Origin of the sequence: Pseudomonas sp. Irchel s3b5, from assembly GCF_900187435.1 — a bacterium.
Taxonomy (GTDB): Bacteria; Pseudomonadota; Gammaproteobacteria; order Pseudomonadales; family Pseudomonadaceae; genus Aquipseudomonas.
Genome location: NZ_FYDY01000005.1, coordinates 179,602 through 198,149, shown reverse-complemented (window position 1 = coordinate 198,149; position 18,548 = coordinate 179,602). Strand labels below are relative to the sequence as shown.

Annotated in this window: 17 protein-coding genes; 2 read left to right on the top strand and 15 right to left on the bottom strand. The window is 57.9% G+C overall.

From position 1 onward, the window contains the following. Positions 1-9: 9 nt before the first annotated feature. The 15 genes from rnhB to rpsB form a co-directional block, all read right to left on the bottom strand. Positions 10-636, bottom strand: coding sequence for a ribonuclease HII (gene rnhB / locus CKW15_RS08105; protein ID WP_095058912.1), 627 nt, complete (start codon positions 634-636; stop codon positions 10-12). An 11-nt stretch (positions 637-647) separates the two neighbouring features. Then, on the bottom strand, positions 648-1,778 hold the full coding sequence (gene lpxB / locus CKW15_RS08100) for a lipid-A-disaccharide synthase (protein WP_095058913.1): 1,131 nt from the start codon (positions 1,776-1,778) through the stop codon (positions 648-650). Positions 1,779-1,780: 2 nt separating this feature from the next. Beyond that, positions 1,781-2,557, bottom strand: coding sequence for an acyl-ACP--UDP-N-acetylglucosamine O-acyltransferase (gene lpxA / locus CKW15_RS08095; RefSeq protein ID WP_095152015.1), 777 nt, complete (start codon positions 2,555-2,557; stop codon positions 1,781-1,783). After that, a complete protein-coding gene (gene fabZ / locus CKW15_RS08090) occupies positions 2,554-2,994 on the bottom strand; it encodes a 3-hydroxyacyl-ACP dehydratase FabZ (protein ID WP_007907157.1) in 441 nt (146 codons plus the stop codon). The genes lpxA and fabZ overlap by 4 nt, the downstream gene beginning before the upstream one ends. 109 nt (positions 2,995-3,103) lie before the next feature. Next, positions 3,104-4,159, bottom strand: a complete 1,056-nt coding sequence (gene lpxD, locus CKW15_RS08085) for a UDP-3-O-(3-hydroxymyristoyl)glucosamine N-acyltransferase (protein WP_095058915.1) — start codon at positions 4,157-4,159, stop codon at positions 3,104-3,106. A 3-nt stretch (positions 4,160-4,162) separates the two neighbouring features. After that, on the bottom strand, positions 4,163-4,666 hold the full coding sequence (locus tag CKW15_RS08080) for an OmpH family outer membrane protein (RefSeq protein ID WP_007990260.1): 504 nt from the start codon (positions 4,664-4,666) through the stop codon (positions 4,163-4,165). Positions 4,667-4,711: 45 nt separating this feature from the next. Then, the gene (gene bamA / locus CKW15_RS08075) at positions 4,712-7,087 is read right to left on the bottom strand and encodes an outer membrane protein assembly factor BamA (protein ID WP_095058916.1); all 2,376 of its coding nucleotides are present in this window, start codon (positions 7,085-7,087) and stop codon (positions 4,712-4,714) included. 74 nt (positions 7,088-7,161) lie between these two features. Beyond that, a complete protein-coding gene (rseP, locus tag CKW15_RS08070; protein WP_095152014.1) occupies positions 7,162-8,514 on the bottom strand; it encodes a sigma E protease regulator RseP in 1,353 nt (450 codons plus the stop codon). Between the two features lie 53 nt (positions 8,515-8,567). Next, entirely contained in the window at positions 8,568-9,758 is a 1,191-nt protein-coding gene (gene ispC, locus CKW15_RS08065; RefSeq protein ID WP_095152013.1) for a 1-deoxy-D-xylulose-5-phosphate reductoisomerase, read from the bottom strand. Further along, positions 9,755-10,561 (bottom strand): phosphatidate cytidylyltransferase, encoded by an 807-nt coding sequence (locus tag CKW15_RS08060; RefSeq protein ID WP_095152012.1) that lies wholly within the window; start codon positions 10,559-10,561, stop codon positions 9,755-9,757. Before CKW15_RS08060 ends, ispC begins: the two co-directional genes overlap by 4 nt. Continuing rightward, on the bottom strand, positions 10,561-11,316 hold the full coding sequence (gene uppS, locus CKW15_RS08055) for a polyprenyl diphosphate synthase (RefSeq protein WP_095058920.1): 756 nt from the start codon (positions 11,314-11,316) through the stop codon (positions 10,561-10,563). The genes CKW15_RS08060 and uppS overlap by 1 nt, the downstream gene beginning before the upstream one ends. A 13-nt stretch (positions 11,317-11,329) precedes the next feature. Then, complete coding sequence (gene frr / locus CKW15_RS08050; RefSeq protein ID WP_053159597.1) at positions 11,330-11,887, bottom strand: ribosome recycling factor; 558 nt, start codon at positions 11,885-11,887, stop codon at positions 11,330-11,332. Next, positions 11,884-12,627 (bottom strand): UMP kinase, encoded by a 744-nt coding sequence (pyrH, locus tag CKW15_RS08045; RefSeq protein WP_003172271.1) that lies wholly within the window; start codon positions 12,625-12,627, stop codon positions 11,884-11,886. The genes frr and pyrH overlap by 4 nt, the downstream gene beginning before the upstream one ends. Before the next feature lie 208 nt (positions 12,628-12,835). Continuing rightward, positions 12,836-13,699: a translation elongation factor Ts gene (tsf, locus tag CKW15_RS08040; protein ID WP_095058921.1), complete on the bottom strand. Its 864-nt coding sequence runs from the start codon at positions 13,697-13,699 to the stop codon at positions 12,836-12,838. 189 nt (positions 13,700-13,888) lie between these two features. Next, on the bottom strand, positions 13,889-14,626 hold the full coding sequence (rpsB, locus tag CKW15_RS08035) for a 30S ribosomal protein S2 (protein WP_064393191.1): 738 nt from the start codon (positions 14,624-14,626) through the stop codon (positions 13,889-13,891). Positions 14,627-14,997: 371 nt separating this feature from the next. Between rpsB and map the strand changes: the two genes are divergently transcribed. Beyond that, entirely contained in the window at positions 14,998-15,780 is a 783-nt protein-coding gene (map, locus tag CKW15_RS08030) for a type I methionyl aminopeptidase (protein ID WP_095058922.1), read from the top strand. A gap of 41 nt (positions 15,781-15,821) precedes the next feature. Continuing rightward, entirely contained in the window at positions 15,822-18,524 is a 2,703-nt protein-coding gene (locus tag CKW15_RS08025) for a [protein-PII] uridylyltransferase (protein WP_095058923.1), read from the top strand. Positions 18,525-18,548 lie beyond the last annotated feature (24 nt).

The window sequence follows — 18,548 nt, the reverse complement described above, 5'->3', positions numbered from 1 at the left end:
GCCTTGCAACTAACTCTCGATGAGACCTTCTCGCGCTTCATACGCCAGCCGCACCGGGGCAAACGAACGCCGGTGAATCGGGGTTGGGCCGAGACGGGCGAGCGCTTCCAGATGAACGGGTGTCGGATAGCCTTTGTGACCGCCAATGCCGTAACCCGGGTAGATCAATTCGAACGCGGCCATTTCCCGGTCTCGACTGACCTTGGCCAGAATCGATGCGGCGGCGATGGCTGGAACCTTGCTATCGCCCTTGACCACGGCCTCGGAGCGCATCGGCAGTTTCGGGCAACGGTTGCCGTCAATCATCGCCAGCTTCGGCTGAATGTGCAGACCGGCGATCGCGCGCTGCATGGCCAGCATGGTGGCGTGCAGGATATTCAGCTCGTCGATTTCTTCGACTTCGGCACGGGCGATACACCAGCTCAGGGCTTTTTCGCAGATTTCGTCGTAGAGCTTTTCGCGACGGGCTTCGGTGAGTTTTTTCGAGTCGTTCAAGCCAAGAATCGGACGGTTCGGATCAAGAATCACCGCCGCCGTGACCACGGCGCCACAGAGTGGGCCCCGCCCCACTTCATCAACACCGGCAACCAACTCTTCGACTTCGGCGACCAAGGTGAAATCCAGCCCCATCTGCATGCTTGTTTTACTCATTGTACTTGGCCGATCAAGTTCAGCACTGCGTCCGCAGCCTGGTTGGAGGCATCCCGACGCAAGGTCCGGTGAATTTCATCAAAGCCGCGGGTCTGCTCTTCACCACCATCAATCAGGGGCGACAGGGTCTGGGCCAACGCTTCGACCGTCGCATCATCCTGTAGCAACTCAGGCACCAGCAGGCGCTGGGCCAACAGGTTCGGCAAGGAGACGTAGGGGCTTTTCACCATGCGCTTGAGAATCCAGAACGTCAGTGGCGCCAGACGGTAGGCAACCACCATCGGCCGCTTGTACAGCAATGCCTCAAGCGTTGCGGTTCCGGAGGCAATCAGCACGGCATCGCAAGCGGCCAGGGCCAGATGGGACTTGCCATCGAGCAAGGTCAGCGGCAGATCACGGCCGGCCAACAACTCTTCAAGCTGCGCCCGCCGCTGAGGGCTGGCGCAAGGCATGACGAACCGCACACCGGGGCGCATGGCTCGCAAGCGCTGGGCAGTATCGAGAAACAATGCGCCGAGTCGACTGACTTCGCCGCCACGACTGCCCGGCATTAGCGCCACCAACGGTCCGTCGGGCAAGCCCAGTTCTGCCCGTGCAGCGCAGCGATCAGCTTCGAGCGGTATCGTATCGGCCAACGAGTGCCCGACGAACCGTACCGGCACGCCTTTCTCTTCGTAGAATTTCGCTTCGAACGGCAGCAGCGTCAGCATCAAGTCGCAACCCTCGCGAATCTTCAGCACCCGCTTCTGCCGCCAGGCCCATACCGACGGGCTGACGTAATGCACGGTTTTGATTCCGGCCTGACGCAGCTTGAGTTCGATATTGAGGTTGAAGTCCGGCGCGTCGATACCGATGAACACATCGGGTTTCGCGGCGATCAGGTCGGCGACCAGCTTCTTGCGCCGCGCGAGCAGTTCGCGCAACCGGCCCAGCACTTCCACCAGGCCCATGACGGACAGACGCTCCATCGGAAAATAAGACGTCAGGCCCTCGGCCTGCATCAACGGACCACCGACACCGATGAATTCGACAGCCGGGTGGCGAGCCTTGAGCGCGCGCATGAGACCCGCGCCAAGGATGTCGCCGGAAGCCTCGCCCGCTACCAGCGCTATACGCAGACTGGCCATGATTAGCGGGTGATGCCGCGGGTCGAAGACAGGATGGAGTCGCGGAATACGGCCACTTCCGGAAACTGCGCAGAAGGTTCGACCAGTTCGTTGAGCGCCTGCTCGACGGTCAGACCCTGGCGGTAAACCACCTTGTAGGCTCGACGCAACGCATGGATGGCGTCCTCACTGAAACCACGACGACGCATGCCTTCGAAGTTCATGCTGCGGGCTTCGGCAGGGTTTCCGAACACCGTGACATACGCAGGGACGTCCTTGCCAATGGCCGTGCCCATGCCGGAAAAGCTGTGGGCGCCAATGTTGCAGTACTGGTGAACCAGGGTGAAACCGGACAGGATCGCCCAGTCTTCCACGTGCACATGGCCAGCCAGCGCAGTGTTGTTGACCAGAATGCAATGGTTGCCAATGACGCTGTCGTGACCGATATGGGCATAGGCCATGATCAGGTTGTGATCGCCAAGGGTAGTTTCCGAGCGATCCTGAACGGTGCCACGGTGGATGGTCACGCCTTCGCGGATGACGTTGTGATCACCAATGACCAGGCGGGTTTCTTCGCCTTTGTATTTCAAGTCAGGTGTGTCTTCGCCCACCGAGGAAAACTGGTAGATGCGATTATGCTTACCGATTCGGGTCGGGCCTTTGAGGATCACGTGCGGCCCGATGACTGTACCCTCGCCGATTTCCACACCTGCGCCGATGATCGACCAAGGGCCGACCTCGACGCCGTCGGCCAGAACGGCCGTCGGATCGATGATTGCGCGAGAGTCAATCAAACTCATAGCTTGCGTTCCGCACAGATGATTTCAGCCGAGCAGACCGGTTTGCCATCGACCGAAGCCTGGCATTCGAACTTCCAGATCTGGCGCTTGCAGCTCAGGAACTTGGCTTCGAGAATCAACTGATCACCCGGCAGTACCGGCTGACGGAAGCGCAGCTTGTCGGAGCCTACGAAGTAGTAGAGCGTGCCATCGGCCGGCTTTACGTCGAGCATTTTGAATCCAAGGATCCCGGCAGCCTGAGCCATCGCCTCGATGATCAACACGCCCGGCATGATTGGATGCGCAGGGAAGTGACCATTGAAGAATGGTTCGTTGATGCTGACATTCTTGTAGGCGCGAATGCGCTTGCCTTCCACATCCAGATCCACGACCCGGTCCACCAGCAGGAACGGGTAACGGTGAGGCAGGTATTCGCGAATCTCGTTGATGTCCATCATTTCGGGGGGAAGCCTATGTAAAGATTGGGAGCGCGCGACTGATGCGCACTCCTCTAGCAAATCAAGGGAGGCAGTCTAGCGGCTGTGCACACTTGATATGGAAATGGTATCAGCCATCTGATGAAGCATTACCGTCAGGGGTCACTTCCCCTACTTGCTTTTCCAGCTGTCGCAGACGTCGCGCGATATCATCGAGCTGACGAAGGCGGGCCGCGCTTTTGCGCCACTCGGCTGCCGGCTGCATGGCCGTACCGGATGAGTAAGCGCCCGCCTCGGTAATCGAATGGGTCACCATGGTCATGCCGGTGATGAAAACGTTGTCGCAAACTTCGATGTGCCCTACCAGCCCGACACCACCGGCCAGCATGCAGTGCTTGCCGATTTTGGTACTGCCGGAGATGCCCACGCACGCCGCCATGGCAGTGTGGTCACCCACCTGAACGTTGTGGGCAATCTGGATCTGGTTGTCGAGCTTCACGCCATTGCCAATGATGGTATCGGCCAATGCACCGCGGTCAATGGCGGTGTTCACGCCAATTTCCACATCATCGCCAATCAATACACCACCGATCTGGGCGATTTTCTGCCAGATACCTTTCTCGTTGGCAAAACCGAAACCTTCGCCACCGAGTACTGCACCCGACTGAATCACCACACGCTTGCCGACACGAACGTCGTGATACAGCGTGACACGCGGCGCAAGCCAACCACCTTCACCGATTTCACTCCGCGCGCCGATAAAGCAGTGCGCGCCTACAGTGACACCGGCTGCAATACGCGCCGAACCTTCAATGACCGCAAAGGCCCCGACGCTCGCCGTTGGGTCAACCACCGCATCCGCCGCAATCACCGCTGACGGGTGAATACCCGCAGCTGCCTTGGGCTTGGGATCGAACAGATGAGAAACACGGGCGTAGGCTGCGTACGGATCAGGCACCACCAGCGCATTACCGGCAAATCCTTCGGCATCAGCGGCTTTCAGCAACAAAGCTGCGGCCTGACTGCCTGCCAGGTATTTACGGTACTGGGGGTTTGCAAGAAAGCTCAACTGAGCTGGGCCAGCCTCCTGCAAGGTGGCTAGCCCAGTGATTTCTTTCTCCGGGTCACCACGCAATGTGGCGCCGAGGAACTCGGCCAACTGGCCGAGTTTAATAGTCGCGGTCATGGATTACTTCAGCTGATTCATGCGCTCGATAACCTGGCGCGTGATGTCGTATTGAGGCTTGACATCAATTACTGCGCCACGCTCGAAGACCAGGTCAAAAGCACCTTTCTTGATGACTTCTTCCACAGCGCTGTCCAGTTTCGGCTTGAGCTGCTTCAGCATTTCACGGTCGGCAACGGCTTTTGCTTCGTTCAATTCTTTGGACTGGAACTGGAAGTCACGGGCCTTTTGCTTGAACTCAAGCTCCAGACGCTCGCGCTCGCCTTGCTGCATTTTGTCACCGCCAGCCATCAGACGATCCTGAATACCCTTGGCGCTGCTTTCCAGCGTCTTGAGTTTGGTCAGTTGAGGACCGAACTTCTTCTCGGCATCCACGGCGTACTTCTTGGCTGCGTCGGACTCCAGCAACGCCATCTGATAGTTCAGAACGGCGATTTTCATGTCGGCAAATGCCGGACCTGCTACCAGTACGGAAGCGAGGAGAACCAATTGAGTCAACTTACGCACGATGCACTCCTACAAAATCCATTGTCGTTATCTTGGGTCAGACGCTTAGAACGTCTGGCCGAGGGAGAATTGGAACACTTGAGTTTCAGCGTCATCCGGTTCCTTGACTGGCATTGCCAGGGCGAAACTCAGAGGACCCAGTGCGGTGACCCAGGTCACACCCACACCGACGGAACTGGCCATATTACTCAGGCTGATGTCATTGCATTGGGTGTTGGACTTCGTGCCATCCGCTCTGACGGTATCCGAGCAAGATGAATCGAATACGTTACCCACATCCCAGAACAGCGAGGTACGCAGCGAACGCTGATCCTTGATGAACGGCAGCGGGAACAGAACCTCCACACCCCCCTGGATCAGGACATTACCGCCGAACGGCAGCGGATCCTGGTCCGGGTCGAGCTGCGTGCCAGGGTTCTTGCCGGTACTTGGCGTACTGCGCGGCCCCAGGGTGCTGTCCTTGAAGCCACGTACCGAGTTGAAACCACCAGCATAGTAGTTTTCGTAGAATGGCAAGCCATCGGTCGAACCGTAACCGTCGCCATACCCCAGCTCAGTGTGCAGGCGCATGGTGTAGTTCTCGCTCAATGGCTGGAACAACTGGCCACGGTAATCGAGCTTGAAGAATGACAGGTCGCTGCCTGGTGTAGTCGTTTCCAGCACCAGGCTTTGGGAGTGACCGCGCGTTGCGAGCACGCCCTTGTTCAGGGTGGACTCGGACCAACCGGCCGAGGCCTTGAAGTTCAGGTACTTGTCGCCTTCCTGCTCAACGAAGTCGAAGATCTCGTCAACGGTGTACACACCCGTCTTGATCTCGTCCTGCTGCGCGGTCAGACCGAAGGTCAGACGCGAAGTCTCGCTGATCGGGTAACCAACGCTCACACCCGCGCCCAAGCTGTCTACGGAGTAGCTCGCTACGTCGACATCGAGGTCGTCATAGTCGGTGGTGCGGTAGAACACGTTGTAACCCAGGCTCACGCCATCAGCGGTCCAGTAGGGGTCGACATAACCGAAGTTATAGCGGCTCTGGTATTCGCTTTTGGTCAAGCCGACGCTGACCTTGTTACCGGTACCCAGGAAGTTGTTCTGAGTGATCGAACCACCCAGGATCAAACCGGCGCTCTGGGCAAAACCGACGCTCGCGGTGATCGAACCGGAAGCCTGCTCTTCAACGCTGTAGTTAACGTCAACCTGGTCATCGACACCCGGTACGGCCGGGGTTTCGACGTTGACTTCCTTGAAGAAGCCCAGACGCTCCAGACGGGTCTTGGACTGGTCGATCAGGTAGGTCGAAGCCCAGCCGCCTTCCATTTGACGCATTTCACGACGCAGCACTTCGTCTTCGGACTTGGTGTTGCCACGGAAGTTGATGCGATTCACATAAGCACGCTTGCCAGGATCGACTGCAAACGTGATGTCTACCGTATGGTCGTCATCGTGCGGTTGAGGTACACCGTTGACGTTGGCGAAGGTATAGCCTTCGTTACCCAGTCGACGAGTGATCAGCTCGGAGGTCGTGGTCATCAGCTTGCGCGAGAACACCTGACCCTTTTGCACCAGCAGCAAGGACTTGACCTGGTCTTCAGGGACTTTCAGGTCGCCACTCAGCTTCACGTCACGAACGGTGTATTTCTCGCCTTCGTTGACGTTGACGGTGATGTAGACGTGTTTCTTGTCCGGCGTGATGGACACCTGGGTCGAAGCGATATCCATGTTGATATAGCCACGGTCCAGGTAGTAGGAACGCAGACGCTCCAGGTCACCGGACAGCTTTTCACGTGCGTACTTGTCATCGTTCTTGAAGAACGACAACCAGTTGGTGGTCTTGAGTTCGAACAGGTCGATCAGGTCTTCGTCGGGGAAGACGGTGTTGCCCACCACGTTGATGTGCTGGATCGCGGCAACGGTACCTTCGTTGATATTGACCTTCAGCGCGACGCGGTTGCGCGGCTGCGGTACCACTTCGGTATCGACGGTAGCCGAGTAGCGGCCCTGAGCGACGTACTGACGTTGCAGTTCGTTACGCACACCTTCAAGCGTCGCGCGCTGGAAGATCTCGCCTTCGGCCAGACCGGATTGTTTGAGGCCTTTCATCAGGTCTTCGGTAGAGATCGCCTTGTTACCTTCGATCTCGATACTGGCGACCGACGGGCGCTCGACTACCGTGATGACAAGGACATTGCCGTCACGGCCCAGCTGGATATCTTGAAAGAAACCGGTTTTGAACAACGCACGAGTGGATTCCACCAGGCGACGATCATCCGCCTGTTCACCGACGTTCAACGGCAAAGCACCAAAGACACTACCCGCGGAGACCCGCTGGAGGCCATTGACGCGAATATCAGAGATAGTGAAGGACTCGGCGTGAACTTCGGCGATCATCAATACGGTGAGAACCGCAGTTAGCAGCAGACGTTTCATGAAGTCCTTTCTTATTCCAACTGGCAATAAACAAACTGCCGCAAAATGCGGCAGATTCGCAATTCAGCGAAGCGTTACAGTCGACCCAGATCATTGACCAGAGCAAGCAACATCACCCCGATCACCAAACTGATACCGATCTGTATCCCCCAACCCTGCACCCGATCTGACAAGGGACGACCACGCGCCCACTCGATCAGATAAAACAACAAATGTCCCCCATCCAGTACCGGAATGGGCAACAGATTCAGAACCCCCAGGCTAATACTCAGATAAGCAAGGAAATTCAGGAAATCAGCAACACCCGACTGGGCCGAAGCGCCCGCCACTTTAGCAATGGTTATCGGTCCACTCAAGTTTTTTACCGAGAGCTCACCGAACAACATTTTCTTGAGCGAATCAAGGGTCAGCACACTCATGGTCCAAGTGCGTCGAGCGCCTTCGCCGATTGCGGCCAATGGGCCGTAGCTGACTTCGCGAATCATCTCCGGCGGCCACTCAACCGCTTTTACTCCAGCCCCCAGATAGCCACTGGGTGCTTTGCTCTGACCACGAGAAGCCAATGTCACCGGGACGTCGATTTGAGCACCGTCACGCTCGACCCGCAGCATGATCTTGCTATCAGGCTGTTTGCGGACGGTATCCACCACCTGCTGCCAATCATCCAGCGAGCGACCATCGAGAGCCAGCAAACGGTCACCGGTTTTCAGCCCGGCAGCCTGAGCAGGGCCCTTTGGATCGAGCTCAGCCAACACGGGCGGCAATGCCGGACGCCATGGGCGGATACCCAACGAATGGATCGGATCAGGCTCATCAGCGCCCTTGAGCCATTTATTCAGCACCAGCTCACGGGGCGTGTCGACCGTAGAACCTTGCTCGCGAACCACAATTTGCAGCGAACCGCTTTCCCCCAGACGGCGGACCAACTGCAAATTCACCGCTCCCCAGCCGGAAGTCGCCTCACCATCAATGGCCACGATTTCCTGGCCCGGGTTCAACCCTGCCTTGGCCGCAATGCTGCCAGACTCGACAGCACCAATGACCGGACGCACCTGGTCGCTGCCAAGCATTGCCAACACCCAGAAAAACACCAGGGCCAGCAGGAAGTTGGCAATCGGCCCCGCCGCTACGATAGCGATGCGCTGACGGACGGTTTTGCGGTTGAAGGATTGATCGATCTGATCGAGCGGCACTTCGCCTTCGCGCTCGTCGAGCATCTTCACGTAGCCACCCAGAGGGATGGCTGCCACCACAAACTCGGTGCCTTGCTTGTCATGCCAGCGCAGAAGCGGCATGCCAAAGCCTACGGAGAAACGCAGCACTTTGACCCCACAGCGACGCGCGACCCAAAAATGGCCGAACTCGTGGAAGGTAACCAGCACACCCAGTGCGACCAGGGTGCCGACAATCATATAGAGCGCGCTCATCTACTTTCTCCGCAATCCTATCCGCTGCTGCCTCGCCCAATGCATACGGGCATTTACCGCCCGTGACGGCTCAGCCATTGCCCGGCCAACTGTCGCGCCCTCGCGTCGGCGATGAACACCGCCTCAAGATCGTCGACCGCGACTACGGCTTCCAGATTCAATACTTCCTCGATAATACTCGCGATTTCCGGGTAACGAACCCGTCCATCGAGAAATGCTGTCACCGCCACTTCATTCGCTGCATTGAGCATGGCGGGAGCACTATTACCGGCTTCAGCCGCTTGTCGCGCTAATCGCAGGCACGGGAAGCGCTCTTCGTCGGGCGTCTGGAAATCCAGGCGCGCAATGGCAAACAGGTCCAGCGGCGCAACCCCCGAATCAATTCGTTCGGGCCAGGCCAGCGCGTTGGCAATGGGTGTACGCATGTCCGGATTGCCCAACTGCGCCAATACCGAACCGTCGATATAGTCGACCAGCGAGTGAATCACGCTCTGCGGATGAATCACCACTTCTACCTGCGACGGCTTGGCATCGAACAACCAGCAGGCTTCGATCAACTCAAGGCCCTTGTTCATCATGCTGGCCGAATCCACGGAAATCTTGCGACCCATGGACCAGTTCGGGTGCGCACACGCCTGCTCAGGGGAAACATGCGCCAACTCGGCCAGGGGTGTCTGTCGGAACGGACCACCGGAGGCTGTCAGCAAAATACGACGCACGCCCACATTGCTTAGACCACGAGAAAAATCCAGCGGCATGCACTGGAAAATCGCGTTGTGCTCACTGTCGATCGGCAGCAACACCGATCCACTTTTGCGTACGGCCTGCATGAACAAAGCGCCGGACATGACCAGCGCTTCTTTGTTGGCCAGAAGAATTTTCTTGCCAGCCTCGACCGCCGCCAGGGTCGGGCGCAACCCCGCCGCACCGACAATAGCCGCCATGACTGCATCGACTTCAGGATCGGAAGCCACCTGACACAGCCCTTCCTCGCCGACCAGCACACGGGTCGAAAGGCCCGCAGCAAGCAGATCATCCTGCAAGCGCCGAGCAGCACCGGCCTCGGGCACCACGGCAAACCGTGGCGAGTGACGCACACAAAGCGCAAGCAGTTCACTCAAACGAGTGAACCCACTCAGGGCAAACACTTGATAACGCGCTGGATGCCGCGCAATAACGTCGAGGGTGCTCAGGCCAATCGAACCCGTAGCCCCCAAAACGGTAATCTGCTGTGGGCAACTCATGGCGCCGCCATCCACAGCAGCACGGCAAACACCGGAATGGCTGCTGTCAGGCTATCGATCCGATCCAGCACACCACCGTGACCCGGCAGCAGGTTACTGCTGTCCTTGATCCCGGACTGGCGCTTGAACATGCTTTCCGTGAGGTCGCCCACCACCGAAACAAACACGATGACGGCCGCGCCGACCAGCCCCATCAGCAGCTCTGCGAAACTCCAGTCACGTGAAACACCGACGATTGCAGTGATGACCAGGCTCAACAACAAGCCGCCATACACCCCTTCCCAGCTTTTGCCGGGACTGACTTGCGGGGCCAGCTTGCGCTTACCGAAGGCCCGGCCGGAAAAGTACGCACCGATATCGGCGCCCCAGACCAGTACCATCACCGCCATGATCAACCAGTTACCCAACGGTTCCTGCTTGATCTGCACCAGCCCTTGCCAGGCCGGCAGTAAAATCAGCAGCCCGATGACCAGCTTGCACGCTGCACTGGCCCAGTGCTCGCTGCTGCGGGGGTACGTCAGCACCAGATACGTCGCCACACCCCACCAGAGCACCGACGCGCCCAACACCCAAGGTGCCAGGCCCGGCAAGATATGCATGACAAACAGTATTGCCGCGACAACCACAGCGTACGCGACCCGAATCGGCTGAGCGGTAAAGCCTGCCAAACGAGCCCATTCCCAGGCACCAAGGGTCACGACCAGACCGATAAACAGCGCAAAACCGGACCCCTCCAGCAGGAAAAACCCGCAGAGGGCAATCGGCAGCAGGATCAGCGCGGTGATGATTCGTTGTTTAAGCATTAAACCCGGGCTCCAGCCTCGACCTGCTCGCTCGTTTTACCGAAGCGACGCTGGCGGGATGCGAAATCGGCCAGCGCGTTACGCATGGCATCGTGTTTGAAGTCCGGCCAGAACAGGTCGGAAAAGTACAACTCGGCGTAGGCCAGCTGCCACAGCAGGAAGTTGCTGATGCGGTGCTCGCCACCGGTGCGGATGCACAGATCCGGCAACGGCAGGTCGCCGGTTGCCAGGCAGGTCTGCAGCAACTCCGGCGTGATGTCTTCCGGACGCAGGTGCCCAGCCTGAACTTCTCGAGCCAGTCGCTGCGCGGCTTGCGCGATATCCCACTGACCGCCGTAGTTGGCGGCGATCTGCAGAACGAAACGATTGGCACCGGCCGTCATGGTCTCGGCCTCACGCATGGCTGCCTGAAGCTCGGGATGGAAGCGCGAACGATCACCAATGATGCGTAAACTGATGTTGTTGTCGTTGAGGCGCTTGGCCTCACGACGCAACGCCTTGAAGAACAAATCCATCAATGCACTGACTTCATCGGCCGGGCGCTGCCAGTTCTCACTGGAAAACGCGAACAGGGTCAATACTTCGACCCCGGACTCAGCACACACCTCAATGACCGCGCGAACCGCGTCCACGCCCGCCTTATGCCCGGCAACGCCTGGCATAAAGCGTTTTTTTGCCCAGCGATTATTACCATCCATGATGATCGCGACATGACGCGGCACTGATGCCGGCGCAGTCTTCTTGGTCTTTTCCATGAAAGCTCGACCCTTATACGGCCATCAGGTCTTTTTCTTTCTGCGCCAAATCCGCGTCGATTTTTGCCACGAATTTCTTGGTCAGATCGTCGATTTCGCCCGTAGCGCGACGCTCTTCGTCTTCACTGATGGCCTTTTCCTTGACCAGATCCTTGAGCTGGCTGTTCGCATCGCGACGGATGTTGCGCACGGCAACACGAGCGTCTTCAGCAACATCACGGGCCTGCTTGGTGAAGCCCTTGCGGGTTTCTTCGGTCAGGGCCGGCATGGAGATCAGCAGCAGTTCGCCAAGGTTGGTCGGGTTCAGGTTCAAACCTGCGCTACCGATGGCCTTGTCGACGGCACCCAGCATGTTGCGTTCAAAGGCAACCACTTGCAGGGTACGGGCGTCCTTAACGGTGATGTTGGCCACTTGCTTGATCGGGGTGTCGGAGCCGTAGTACGGCACCATCACACCTTCCAGAATGCTTGGGTGCGCCTGGCCGGTACGAATACGGCCGAAGTTGTGCGCCAGCGATTCGACGGATTTCTGCATGCGCTCTTGAGCGTCTTTCTTGATTTCGTTGATCATTGTTGGCCTTCCTCGATCAGGGTCCCTTCAGCGCCGCCATGCACGATGTTCAGCAGGGCGCCGGGCTTGTTCATGTTAAATACGCGCAGCGGCATCTTGTGGTCGCGGCACAGACAAATGGCCGTCAGATCCATCACGCCCAGCTTGCGATCCAGCACTTCATCGTAGGTCAGATGATCGAACTTCTCGGCATGCGGGTCTTTGAATGGGTCCGCGGTGTAAACGCCATCGACCTTGGTCGCCTTGAGCACGACATCGGCATCGATTTCGATTGCACGCAGGCAAGCTGCCGAATCCGTGGTGAAGAACGGATTACCGGTACCCGCCGCGAAAATCACGACTTCCTTGGCGTTCAGGTGACGCATGGCTTTGCGACGATCATAGTGATCGGTCACACCCACCATGGAAATGGCCGACATCACGATGGCCGAGATATTGGCACGTTCCAGCGCGTCGCGCATGGCCAGGGCGTTCATCACAGTGGCCAGCATGCCCATGTGGTCGCCTGTCACCCGATCCATGCCTGCTGCGCTCAGCGCTGCACCACGGAACAGGTTGCCGCCGCCGATGACCAGACCGACCTGAACGCCGATACCGACCAACTGGCCAACTTCCAGTGCCATGCGATCCAGAACTTTCGGGTCGATCCCGAACTCTTCCGAGCCCATCAGGGCCTCGCCGCTAAGCTTGAGTAGAATGCGTTTATAGCGAGCCTGATAACCACTGCCCTGCTGAGCCATTGCGAATCTCTCCTGCGGCGTATTTTAAAAATTCTTTGCGAGCTGTTTACAGCTGGCGTTCACTCTAACTGGCGCTGCGTCAGCGCCATCGGAACATGGCTTTGTAAGCCAGTTCCCAACGGAAACCAATAAAAAACTGGTCCCCATCTGAAAAGAGGCTGCGCGCGTGAGCGGGCAGCCTCTTCAGGGCGACAGTTAAAAAACCGTCTTATTGCTTGGCAGCAGCCAGTTGAGCAGCAACTTCTTCAGCGAAGTTATCAACTGGTTTCTCGATGCCTTCGCCTACTTTGAAGTAGGTGAAGGATACGATTTCAGCGCCGGCTTTCTTGGCCAATGCACCCACGGTGATTTCCGGGTTCATGACGAAAGCTTGCTCAACCAGGCTGGCTTCAGCCAGGAACTTGGTGATACGGCCAGCGATCATCTTCTCGACGATTTCAGCTGGCTTGCCTTTCATCTTGTCTTCGTTCAGCGACAGGAAAACGGCTTTCTCACGCTCGATGGCTTCTGGCGAAACCTGCGATGGCAGCAGGAACTCAGGGTTGCTTGCAGCCACGTGCATGGCGATCTCTTTGGCCAGCTGAACATCGCCGCCCTTGAGAACAACAGCAACACCGATCTTGTTACCGTGCAGGTAGGTGCCGACAACGTCGCCCTCTACGCGTACCAGGCGACGAATGTTGACGTTTTCGCCAACTTTGGCCACCAGGGCTTCACGAGCCGATTCCTGAGCGGCGATCAGCGGAGCTGCGTCGGTCAGTTTTTCGTCGAAAGCTTTTTCTACGCTGGCAGCAACGAAGTTTTTGAAGTCGTCTTGCAGGGCCAGGAAGTCGGTCTGCGAGTTGACTTCCAGCAGCACGGCTACCTTGTCGTCAGCCTTGATGGCGATAGCGCCTTCAGCGGCAACGTTGCCCGCCTTCTTGGCAGCCTTGATGGCGCCCGAAGCACGCATGTCATCAATGGCTTTCTCGATGTCGCCGCCGGCCTTGGTCAAGGCCTTTTTGCAATCCATCATGCCTTCGCCGGTACGCTCGCGCAGTTCTTTGACCAACGCTGCAGTAATCTCTGCCATTTCAAAATCCTCTTGGATAGGTTTTCAACCATTCCACCCGATCGAACGGGCGTTCAATTCTTCCCGAACCACCCTTGTTAGCTGCCACACGTTACAAATAGAACAGTGGGCGCCGACAAATGGTTTTCGAGGTGGCAAAAAGGGGGCCAAGCCCCCTTTTTGCTTACTGAGTCAACGCCAAGGCGTCAATTACTCAGCTGCAGCCTGAGTTTCTTCAGCTGCGAACTCTACAGTGCCGCCGGAAACATTGTTGCGACCACGGATAACAGCGTCAGCCATCGAACCCATGTACAGCTGGATAGCGCGGATTGCGTCATCGTTGCCTGGGATGATGTAGTCAACGCCTTCCGGGCTGCTGTTGGTATCGACTACGCCGATAACCGGGATGCCCAGCTTGTTGGCTTCGGTGATCGCGATGCGCTCGTGATCAACGTCGATAACGAACAGAGCGTCTGGCAGACCGCCCATGTCCTTGATACCACCCAGGGAACGATCCAGCTTTTCCAGGTCACGGGAGCGCATCAGCGCTTCTTTCTTGGTCAGCTTGGCGAAAGTACCGTCTTCGGCTTGTACTTCAAGGTCACGCAGACGCTTGATGGAAGCACGGATGGTTTTGAAGTTGGTCAGCATGCCGCCCAACCAGCGGTGATCGACGTACGGCGAACCGCAACGTGCTGCTTCTTCAGCAACGATCTTGCCAGCGGAACGCTTGGTGCCGACGAACAGAATCTTGTTTTTGCCCTGGGCCAGACGCTCTACGAAAGTCAAAGCTTCGTTGAACATTGGCAGGGTTTTTTCAAGGTTGATGATGTGGATCTTGTTACGCGCGCCGAAAATGTATTTACCCATTTTCGGGTTCCAGTAACGGGTCTGGTGACCGAAGTGCACACCGGCCTTCAGCATATCGCGCATGTTGACTTGGGACATGATAGTTCCTTAATAAGTCGGGTTTGGCCTCCACGTATCCCAATGACCAACCAGCAGCTTCAGCTGAAGGCACCCAGGTCATCGTGTCGACACGTGTGTGGATTTAGGCTTTTCGGGGCATCCCCGGAAAGCGGCGCATTTTATATCATAAGACAGGGGAAAACGGAACCCGGATTCTGAAATCCCGGCAGGCGCTTTGCGCAGTCCCTTGGAATCAGCCAAGAATGCACCATTCTATAGAGAGAAGCGATGCACTCAGGCGCAGATTTGCGCTGATCGTCTGGTAGAATCGCATTTTTCAGGGCTGCGAAGTTCGATCGCGCAACGCCCTTTCCGTTTAAAAAGCGCCATTGAGCGCAGAGAGAGCCTGTATGACCGTCAACCTCAAAACCCCCGAGGACATCGCAAAAATGCGTGTCGCCGGCAAACTGGCCGCCGATGTGCTGGAAATGATTGCTGAATACGTCAAGCCCGGCATAACCACTGATCAGTTGAACCAGATCTGCCATGACTACATCGTCAACGAGCAGAAGGCCATCCCTGCCCCGCTCAACTACAAGGGCTACCCAAAGTCGATCTGCACGTCGATCAACCATGTGGTCTGCCACGGCATCCCGAACGACAAGCCGTTGAAGGATGGCGACACCCTGAACATCGACGTCACGGTCATCAAGGATGGCTACCACGGCGATACCAGCCGCATGTTCCACGTCGGCAGCGTGCCGGTCTGGGCCGAGCGCCTGTCCCAAGTGACCCAGGAATGCATGTACAAGGCGATTGAAATCGTCAAACCCGGCTGCCGCCTGGGTGACATCGGCGAAATCATTCAGAAGCACGCTGAAAAGAACGGTTTCTCGGTGGTTCGCGAATTCTGCGGCCATGGCATTGGCAAGGTGTTCCACGAAGAGCCGCAAATCCTGCATTACGGTCGTGCCGGCACCGGTATGGAGCTGAAAGCGGGCATGACCTTCACCATCGAACCGATGATCAACCAGGGCCGCGCCGACACCAAAGTGCTGGGCGACGGTTGGACCGCGATCACCAAGGACCGCAAGCTGTCGGCCCAATGGGAACACACCCTGCTGGTCACCGAAACCGGCTACGAGATCTTCACCCTGCGCAGCGATGACACCATCCCCCGCGTTTCGGCCTGATCCCGACACCGACTACAGCCTATAGAAAGGAAAGCCAATCGATGCCGCAGGTGGATCCCGAACTCTTCGACCGCGGCCAGTTCCAGGCTGAACTGGCTCTGAAGGCAAGCCCCATCGCTGCCTTCAAGAAGGCGATCCGCCAGGCCCGCGAAGTGCTCGACGCACGCTTTCGCAGCGGCCGGGATATTCGTCGGCTGATCGAGGATCGCGCCTGGTTCGTCGATAACATCCTGCAAAAGGCCTGGGATCAGTTCAACTGGAGCGAGGACGCCGACATTGCGCTGGTCGCGGTCGGCGGCTACGGTCGCGGTGAATTGCACCCTTATTCCGACATCGATTTGCTGATCCTGCTGGACAGCGCCGACCACGAAGTTTTCCGCGATTCCATCGAGCGTTTTCTGACGCTGTTGTGGGACATTGGTCTGGAAGTCGGCCAGAGCGTTCGCTCGGTCGATGAATGCGCCGTCGAGGCCCGTGCCGACCTGACAGTCGTCACCAACCTGATGGAAAGCCGCACCATCGCCGGCCCCGAACGCTTGCGCCAGCGCATGCTGGATGTCACCAACACCGGCCACATGTGGCCAAGCAAGGACTTTTTTCTGGCCAAACGCGCCGAGCAGAAGGCCCGCCACCACAAATACAACGACACCGAGTACAACCTGGAACCCAACGTCAAAGGCTCGCCCGGCGGACTGCGGGATATCCAGACGATTTTGTGGGTGGCCCGTCGCGAATACGGCACCTTGAACCTGCGCGCACTGGCTGGCGAAGGCTTTCTGGTCGAGAGCGAAAACGCTTTGCTGGCGTCCTCACAGGAGTTTCTGTGGAAGGTTCGTTACGCCCTGCACATGCTCGCCGGGCGCTCCGAAGACCGCCTGCTGTTCGATCACCAGCGCACCATCGCCGGGCTGCTGGGTTTTGTTGGCGATGACGCCAAGCAAGCCATCGAAAACTTCATGCAGCAGTATTACCGGGTGGTGATGAGCATTGCCCAGCTCAGCGACCTGATCATCCAGCACTTCGAGGAAGTCATCCTCGCGCCGGAAGACGAAGCGCCGCCACAGCCGATCAACGCACGGTTCCAGCTGCATGACGGTTATATCGAGGCGCGCAACGACAACGTGTTCCGCCGCACGCCATTCGCCATGCTCGAAATTTTCGTGCTGATGGCCCAGCAGCCGGAAATCAAAGGCGTGCGCGCCGACACCATTCGCTTGCTGCGCGAGAACCGTCACCTGATCGATGACGACTTCCGCAATGACATACGCAACACCAGCCTGTTCATCGAACTGTTCAAATGCAAGTTCGGCATCCACCGCAACCTGCGTCGAATGAACCGTTACGGCATCCTCGGGCGTTATCTGCCGGAGTTCGGCTTTATTGTCGGGCAGATGCAACACGACCTGTTTCATATCTATACGGTCGATGCCCACACCCTGAACCTGATCAAACACCTGCGTAAGTTGCAGTACACCCAGGTGTCGGAAAAATTCCCGCTGGCCAGCAAAACCATGGGCAAGCTGCCCAAGCCCGAGCTGATTTACATGGCCGGCCTGTACCACGACATCGGCAAGGGACGGCACGGTGACCACTCGGACATCGGCGCAGTGGACGCCGAGGCCTTTTGCCAGCGTCATCAGCTACCCGCCTGGGATAGCCGCCTGATCGTGTGGCTGGTGCAAAACCACCTGATGATGTCGACCACCGCCCAGCGCAAGGACTTGTCCGACCCGCAGGTGATTCACGATTTCGCGCAGATTGTCGGCGATGAAGTCCATCTCGATTACCTGTACGTGCTGACTGTCTCCGATATCAACGCCACCAACCCGACGCTGTGGAATTCCTGGCGCGCCAGCCTGTTGCGCCAGCTCTACACCGAGACCAAGCGTGCATTGCGTCGCGGCCTGGAAAACCCTGTGGACCGCGAAGAGCAGATCCGTCAGACCCAGAGCGCCGCCCTGGACATCCTGGTGCGCGGCGGTACCGATCCGGACGATGTCGAGCAGTTGTGGGCGCAGCTGGGCGATGATTATTTCTTGCGCCACACCGCCGGTGACGTCGCCTGGCACACGGATGCGATCCTCCAGCAGCCGACCGACGGCGGGCCACTGGTGCTGATTAAGGAAACCACCCAGCGCGAGTTCGAGGGTGGCACACAGATTTTCATTTACGCACCGGACCAGCACGACTTTTTCGCCGTGACCGTGGCCGCGATGGATCAGCTCAACCTGAACATTCACGACGCCCGGGTCATCACGTCCAGCAGCCAGTTCACACTCGACACCTACATCGTGCTCGACACCGACGGCGACTCGATTGGCGACAACCCGGCGCGGGTCAAACAGATCCGCGAGGGCCTGACTGAAGCCCTGCGCAACCCGGATGACTACCCGACGATCATCCAGCGCCGGGTTCCGCGTCAGCTCAAGCATTTCGCCTTTGCACCCCAAGTGACGATCCACAACGACGCCCAGCGCCCGGTGACGGTCCTCGAACTTACTGCTCCCGACCGCCCGGGGTTGTTGGCGCGCATTGGCACGATCTTCCTGGAGTTCGACCTGTCGCTGCAGAACGCCAAGATCGCCACCCTCGGCGAACGGGTGGAAGACGTGTTCTTCATCACCGACGCGCATAACCAGCCGCTGTCCGATCCATTGCTGTGCAGTCGTTTGCAGGATGCGATCGTCGAGCAGCTGAGCGTCAACCACGAACCCAATATCAAACTGTCGCGCATCAGCATCTGAATCAATCCGGGGGGCGAACCTGCC

What these genes read in the sequence shown, in the direction of transcription:
- CKW15_RS08060 (WP_095152012.1), bottom strand. Translation starts at nt 10,561, where the DNA reads ATGCTTAAACAACGAATCATCACCGCGCTGATCCTGCTGCCGATTGCC.
- frr (WP_053159597.1), bottom strand. Translation starts at nt 11,887, where the DNA reads ATGATCAACGAAATCAAGAAAGACGCTCAAGAGCGCATGCAGAAATCC.
- map (WP_095058922.1), top strand. Translation starts at nt 14,998, where the DNA reads ATGACCGTCAACCTCAAAACCCCCGAGGACATCGCAAAAATGCGTGTC.
- rpsB (WP_064393191.1), bottom strand. Translation starts at nt 14,626, where the DNA reads ATGTCCCAAGTCAACATGCGCGATATGCTGAAGGCCGGTGTGCACTTC.
- rnhB (WP_095058912.1), bottom strand. Translation starts at nt 636, where the DNA reads ATGCAGATGGGGCTGGATTTCACCTTGGTCGCCGAAGTCGAAGAGTTG.
- lpxA (WP_095152015.1), bottom strand. Translation starts at nt 2,557, where the DNA reads ATGAGTTTGATTGACTCTCGCGCAATCATCGATCCGACGGCCGTTCTG.
- lpxB (WP_095058913.1), bottom strand. Translation starts at nt 1,778, where the DNA reads ATGGCCAGTCTGCGTATAGCGCTGGTAGCGGGCGAGGCTTCCGGCGAC.
- uppS (WP_095058920.1), bottom strand. Translation starts at nt 11,316, where the DNA reads ATGGAAAAGACCAAGAAGACTGCGCCGGCATCAGTGCCGCGTCATGTC.
- bamA (WP_095058916.1), bottom strand. Translation starts at nt 7,087, where the DNA reads ATGAAACGTCTGCTGCTAACTGCGGTTCTCACCGTATTGATGATCGCC.
- ispC (WP_095152013.1), bottom strand. Translation starts at nt 9,758, where the DNA reads ATGAGTTGCCCACAGCAGATTACCGTTTTGGGGGCTACGGGTTCGATT.
- lpxD (WP_095058915.1), bottom strand. Translation starts at nt 4,159, where the DNA reads ATGACCGCGACTATTAAACTCGGCCAGTTGGCCGAGTTCCTCGGCGCC.
- fabZ (WP_007907157.1), bottom strand. Translation starts at nt 2,994, where the DNA reads ATGATGGACATCAACGAGATTCGCGAATACCTGCCTCACCGTTACCCG.
- pyrH (WP_003172271.1), bottom strand. Translation starts at nt 12,627, where the DNA reads ATGGCTCAGCAGGGCAGTGGTTATCAGGCTCGCTATAAACGCATTCTA.
- CKW15_RS08025 (WP_095058923.1), top strand. Translation starts at nt 15,822, where the DNA reads ATGCCGCAGGTGGATCCCGAACTCTTCGACCGCGGCCAGTTCCAGGCT.
- rseP (WP_095152014.1), bottom strand. Translation starts at nt 8,514, where the DNA reads ATGAGCGCGCTCTATATGATTGTCGGCACCCTGGTCGCACTGGGTGTG.
- tsf (WP_095058921.1), bottom strand. Translation starts at nt 13,699, where the DNA reads ATGGCAGAGATTACTGCAGCGTTGGTCAAAGAACTGCGCGAGCGTACC.